2 protein-coding genes are annotated in these 2,975 nt (G+C 43.2%); both read left to right on the forward strand.

What is annotated here, in order from left to right:
- Window positions 1-1,267 (forward strand): signal recognition particle-docking protein FtsY (gene ftsY, locus VB711_RS04445; RefSeq protein WP_323284520.1); only part of this gene is annotated, 1,267 nt, incomplete at its 5' end.
- A 197-nt stretch (window positions 1,268-1,464) separates the two neighbouring features.
- Entirely contained in the window at window positions 1,465-2,850 is a 1,386-nt protein-coding gene (locus tag VB711_RS04450) for a PP2C family protein-serine/threonine phosphatase (protein ID WP_323284521.1), read from the forward strand.
- Window positions 2,851-2,975: the final 125 nt, after the last annotated feature.

The following is a 2,975-nucleotide window of genomic DNA, read 5'->3' on the forward strand; positions in this document are numbered from 1 at the left end:
AGAATCAGTTGAAGAAGTTCCCGTTACAGAAACAACTCAATCAGAACCAGTTGTAGAAGTTCCCGTTACAGAAACAACTCAACCAGAACCAGTTGCAGAAGTTCCCGTTACAGAAACAACTAACTTATCCTTTTTAGAACGAGCAGCCGCAGAAAAGCAAGCTAAACAAGAAAGATTGATAGCCAACATTATCGAAGTGCCGGAAATTGAGACAGCACCAACCACCACACCAGAGACAGAAGCAGAAACTCCCGAACTGGTATTTGATGATGGTTTTGTCTGGTCAACAGAAATTTTAGCAGCCCAGGGCAGAAGGGCAGAAGATATTTCCATTGAAGAAATTACCTGGCTGAAAAAACTCCGCCAAAGCTTAGATAAAACCCGACGGAATATCCTCAACCAACTGAAAGCGATTGTTGGACAAGGACCCCTAAATCAAGCTGCTGTAGCAGAAATCGAAGCTTTGCTACTACAGGCAGATGTGGGTGTAGAGGCAACGGATTTTATTATCAACTTATTACAGCAAAAACTGAGGGATGAAGTAACCCCACCAGAAGAAGCGATCGCTTACCTGAAAAAAATTCTCCGTGATATGCTAGATGCACCGAGAATCGCTTCTGCAAAACCCAACTTTGCCCCAGAAAAAGAGGTACTCAATATTTGGTTAATCACTGGAGTGAATGGTGCAGGTAAAACTACCACCATTGGAAAAATTGCCCATTTAGCCCAAAAATCAGGCTATAAATGCCTAATTGGTGCTGCTGATACCTTCCGTGCTGCTGCCGTTGAACAGGTGAAAGTTTGGGGGAATAGAAGCGGTGTGGAAGTCATTGCTAATCCAGGGAAGAATACAGATCCAGCCGCCGTGGTTTTTGATGCGATCGCTGCTGCCCAATCACGACAAACAGAACTATTATTAGTAGATACCGCAGGGAGACTACAAAACAAGAAAAACTTAATGGACGAACTGAGCAAAATTCGCCGAATTATCGACAAAAAAGCCCCCAATGCCCAAATAGAATCCCTATTAGTCCTGGATGCCACTTTAGGACAAAATGGACTACGACAAGCCGAAGTTTTTTCCCAAGCAGCCCAACTCAGTGGCGTTGTTTTAACTAAACTAGATGGAACAGCCAAAGGAGGAGTTGCCCTAGCCGTCGTCAAGCAATTAGGCTTACCCATTCGCTTTATTGGTGCTGGTGAAGGAATCGAAGACCTGCGACCATTCTCTAGTTATGAGTTTGTTGAAGCCTTATTGAGTGGGTGATGGGTGATGGGTGATGGGTGATGGGTGATGGGTGATAAATTAATTATTCCTCCCCTGCTTCCCCTGCTTCCCCTGCTTCCCCTGCTTCCCCTGCTTCCCCTGCTTCCCCTGCTTCCCCTGCCCCCTGCCCCCTTAAAAAAATTGATTGACAAGTGATCAAAGTTATGCTTATCTAAAATGCAATAGTATCTTTACCTGTGTCCCAAGTGCCTTCTAAACCCACTGATAGTAATCATAATGCTACGACAGATGTCACTCCAGTCGTGGCATTAAAAGAACTTGTGGCTAGATTGCACAGAGAGCAAAACAAAATTCAAGATTTGCTCAGTTCTTTAGGATTCGCGCTCAGAAGTTTCAATAATTTGAATCAGTTTTTAGAATTGATTCCACTCATGGCCACTAGAGTCACAGACGCAGACGGCAGCGCCTTGTTTCTCTATAAACCTAATGGACAAATCAGGTTAGAACAACTACACTGGCAAGATAGCCAGCAGCGCAAGAATATCCGCAAAGCATTAGAAACAGCCAGTAGTCAAATTAGCTTTTTACCCAACTCCGTATCACCTTCCACGTCCACCAGTATTTTAGATGCTCAAATGCACCAGTATTTGGGTCCAGATGTCCAAGTATTCGGAACAGCGATTTTAGTTAAACATACAGAACGGGGTTGGCTGTACGTTTTGAGTCGAGATCCAGAATATAGTTGGACAGAAACCAGACAAAAGTTAGTGAGATTAGTAGCAGATCAAACCGCAGTAGCAATTGAAAACGATGAATTGGCGGTAGAACTGAGGAAAAAAGAACGTTTAGATCAAGAATTAGAAATTGGTGCAGAAATTCAACGGCGACTTTTACCACGTCAATGTCCTAGTATTCCTGGTGTGGTCTTAGCTGCACGCTGTAAACCTGCTAACCGAGTGGGTGGAGACTATTATGATTTTATTCCCACCAATCACAATCACTTACACCCTAGTAAAAACGGCAGACCAGAAGATGCTAGTTGGGGTTTAGTTATTGGTGATGTGATGGGTAAAGGTGTTCCGGCCGGTTTAATTATGACGATGATGCGGGGAATGCTGAGGGGTGAAGTATTACATGGCAATTCACCAGGGGGAATATTGCAAAATCTGAATCGAGTTATGTATGCTGATTTGGAAAATTCCCATCGCTTTGTAACACTGTTTTACTCAGAATACGATCCTTGTAAGCGCATTTTATCTTACAGTAATGCTGCACATAATCCTCCTTTGTGGTGGCACGCAGCTACAAGAAATGTTACCAGGTTGGATACGGAGGGAATGCTGATTGGTTTAGACGTTCATAGCGAATATAAAGATGCTCAAGCTCAGTTAGAACCTGGGGATACAATTATATATTATACAGATGGTTTGACCGATGCTGCTGCTGCCGGGGGCGATCGCTATGACGAAGACAGTTTCATTACCTCCTTTAGCACTGCTTGTAAATATTGTAATAATCCCCAGGAAATAGTAGATTATTTATTTGATCAAGTTGAGGAATTTATTGGTAGTGATAGACAAAATACTGATGATATGACTTTGGTGGTTTTACAAATTTTGTGATGGATACAAAAGGGACGACAAAGAACGCATTCGCGTAGAGTCCCCCAGGGAAAGTAAGAGGATGTTTGAAAAGTTTCCGGCGATTATAAAGATGCCTCCGGCTCCCGTAAGGGATACGCTACTAT

The sequence above is a fragment of the Cronbergia sp. UHCC 0137 genome, assembly GCF_034932285.1.
Taxonomy (GTDB): domain Bacteria; phylum Cyanobacteriota; class Cyanobacteriia; order Cyanobacteriales; family Nostocaceae; genus Cronbergia.